Genomic DNA, 3,235 nt, shown 5'->3' on the forward strand with positions numbered 1-3,235 from the left:
ATACCCGGCTGACCTCCATGACTGTCACCGGTCAGGAGCTGCTGACCCAGGACAAGGTGAGCCTGCGGATCAGCTATGTGTATAGCTACCGGATCACAGACTATGTGCGGATCGCTTTGGAGATCAACGATTTCAAGGAGCAGTTGCATGTGGCAGCCCAGCTGGCGCTCCGGGATTATGTAGGCATGCACCTGCTGGACGAGATCCTGGAAAGCAAGGAGGAACTGTCCGACTATGTGACCGGGCGGCTCCGGGAAAAGGCGGAGAAGCTGTTTGTGGAGATCATCGACGGAGGCGTGAAGGACATCATCCTGCCCGGGGAGATCCGGGACATCATGAACACGGTGCTGGTGGCGCAGAAGCGTGCCCAGGCCAGCGTCATTACCCGCCGGGAGGAGGTTGCTTCCACCCGTTCCCTGCTGAATACAGCCAAGCTCATGGACGAGAACCGCACCCTGTATAAGCTCAAGGAGCTGGAGAGCATCGAGCGGATCTGCAGCAATGTGGGCAGTATCAGCCTCAGCGGCGGCTCGGATCTGCTGACCCAGCTGGCAGGACTGCTGCAGGGGGAGAAATAGAGGAAAGCGCCTTCGGAGCATCCGGAGGCGCTTTTTGCGGGCGAAATGCCGTACCATATGCCGAGCATCGTTCCATCTTGACAAACCATAGGTGTTGTGCTACAATGGAAACGGAAACAGGTTAGCGATTGCTAATCTTTTTTGTCATTTTTTATCGCTTTTTGGCGAACTATGTAGAAAAGAGGATGAAGATCATGTAAAACTTTCTGAACGATGAAAAAATCCGTTATTTTGCAATCGGCGTACTGGCGGCAACAGCAGGCGTAAAGTTCCTGAGGAGCCGGTTTTTCCATGACGGCTGTGTGAAGGCAGTTGCCGGCGGCATGAAGCTCCGGGAGGATGCAGCAGCGTCTTTGACCAAGATCAAGGAGGATGCTGAGGATATTCGGTTTGACGAAAAGGAATCACTTAATTGTGTTGTTTCTCTTCCCACCGTTTTACTCGTTTTCTAAGAAAACCAAACCAAATAATTACTGTTAAAATTGGAATACTCAATAACATCCATGGTCTAAAAGAGGTGTTTTCTGTTACTGCATAATCTTCATTACTTTCATTATCTTTATACCTAAGGTTCCCGTATTGCAGATAGTATCGTCCTTTATCTGTTATCAGTTCGTCTTCATGCATTTCAAGTTCGCCCCAGAATTTCTCTGTATTATCAGTAACTGGACAGCTATAAAGTTGGTAATCCTCATATCCGTTTATTATAACAAGGTCATATTTTGAACCACAATCACTTGATAAGTTCAGATATATAAGTAATGTATTTTTATCCCATTGCAAAATTACCTTGGTTCGTGTAAGATTAGTATAAATTGCAAAATCAAAGTTGCCGTATTCATCGTAAACATTAATATTAGACGGATTAATACAAGTTGCTATTTTACCATTATCGGAAACGTCAAATGATTTTATAGTTCCTGCTGCTTCATTTGTCGAAAATTCAAAATCAAATCTGCTCTGCTTAGAATCATATTTTTCTGTTACCAACCCTTCACTATTAGCTTCCACAATCATCCGAGAAGGTAAAGATATTATTGAAGCAAATGCTATAGCACAGACAACGAACGCAATTAGAATTTTATAATTTCTCATACAGTTCACCATTATCAATGTTTCTGCCAGTTTTGGCGGCTCATAAAATACCCCTTGCCCATAAAAAAAGCACGACTGTCCGGATACAATTGCATCAGAACCATCGTGCTTTCCTGGAGCTAGTGACGGGATTCGAACCTGCGACCTGCGCATTACGAATGCGCTGCACTACCAGCTGTGCTACACTAGCATAAAATGAACACTATTATTTTACCACAAAATCCGGAATTGTCAAGAGGGAACGCTGAAAAAATGAAAATTTCAAAAAATTTGTGTGGGGAATTGAAATTCCCCGGCGCATGTGATATAATATGAATTGTGTAATGTTTGCGGCGTTTGCCGGTAGAATAGTAGAATAAAAGAATACAACAATCGGAGGGTCTTATGGCGCACAAGAGAAAAAAGCTGGTTTCCAGCCTGGCTGTTTTTATGATTATTATCTGCGTGCTTTGCATCGCAGCAGGTCTGACTTCCAATCTGATGTTCGGTGGGCGGAATGCTTCCCCTACAGTGGCGGGGTATCAGATCTATCTGAACCGGACGGCGGATATGCAGCCTCTGGTGACCCAGAATGCGGCAGTGTTCGTCCAGTCACAGCATGATTATGCCAAGGAAAATGTGGTGCTTTACACCAACAGTGCCGGGGACAAGACCATTGGCCGGATCAGCCTGATCTCTGCGGATACGGAAGGCTCGGACGCAAAGATCATTTACTATCTGAACAATGCCAGCGGCACAGAAACCGCCGAGATCGAGAAAAATTCCATCATCGGCTTGTGCCGCTTTGAAAATATCGCCATTGGCAGTGCGCTGCTGGTGATGACAGGTACCTGGGGCATCATTCTGCTGATTGCACTGCCCTGTGTAATTCTTTTGATTTATGTGATTTCCCGGTTCATTGCAGCAAACGCAGAGGACGAAGAGGAAGAGGAGGAGCATGACCAAACTGTCAAGAGCAGAAAGAAGCCCCAGTCTCCTTTGTTCAATGCGGACAGTGCAAAGCATGCGGATGAGGATTTCGCAGAGCGGAAGGCGAGCCTTGCGGAGCATTTCCACCAGAAGGGGGCGGATGCTTCCAAGAAGAAAAAGCACAAGTCCGAATCCAGACAGAAGCCGGCGGATGCAGAGGCGTCCAGACAGCGACGGGCAAAGATCGAGGAAGCGGAGCGTCTGCTTGCCCGGGAGGATTCCCACAAAAAGGGCGAAAAGGATTATGCCCAGGAGAATGATGCGGACGGCGACGGCAATGACATGGACGCACGGGTAGCAGCTATCAAGCGGGCAATGCGCCAGCGGGCGGAGGAGCGTGAGCGGATCCAGGCAGAGGAGGAACAGCGGATCGCAGCTTCCAAGGCGAAGCAGCATGCAGCCCAGCAGCAGTCGAAACAGGAAGCACCCAAGGCGGCAGAAAAATCTCCGGTAAAAACAGCTGCCCCCACGGCATCCAGAACGGCGCCCCGGCGGCCGGCACGACCCTCTGCACCTATGGATTTTGAAGAGCTGATGAGACAGCTGGACGAGGAGAAAAAGAAGCTGAGTTAAGGCAACACCGCACAAAGAAT

At 48.3% G+C, this 3,235-nt stretch carries 3 protein-coding genes and 1 tRNA gene; 2 read left to right on the top strand and 2 right to left on the bottom strand.

The genetic code is table 11. The features are described 5' to 3' along the window. On the top strand, positions 1 to 578 hold a 578-nt coding region (locus QVO51_RS04625; RefSeq protein ID WP_288167864.1), incomplete at its 5' end, for a slipin family protein. Between the two features lie 408 nt (positions 579 to 986). Here QVO51_RS04625 and QVO51_RS04630 read toward each other — a convergent pair. Further along, entirely contained in the window at positions 987 to 1,673 is a 687-nt protein-coding gene (locus tag QVO51_RS04630; protein WP_288167865.1) for a hypothetical protein, read from the bottom strand. A 114-nt stretch (positions 1,674 to 1,787) separates the two neighbouring features. Then, positions 1,788 to 1,863 (bottom strand) — tRNA-Thr (locus QVO51_RS04635). A 194-nt stretch (positions 1,864 to 2,057) separates the two neighbouring features. On the opposite strand from QVO51_RS04635, the gene QVO51_RS04640 reads away from it, so the two are divergent. Further along, on the top strand, positions 2,058 to 3,215 hold the full coding sequence (locus tag QVO51_RS04640; RefSeq protein ID WP_022357423.1) for a hypothetical protein: 1,158 nt from the start codon (positions 2,058 to 2,060) through the stop codon (positions 3,213 to 3,215). Positions 3,216 to 3,235 lie beyond the last annotated feature (20 nt).

This window comes from Ruminococcus sp. CAG:379 (assembly GCF_000434255.1).
Lineage (GTDB): Bacteria > Bacillota > Clostridia > Oscillospirales > Ruminococcaceae > Ruminococcus_F > Ruminococcus_F champanellensis.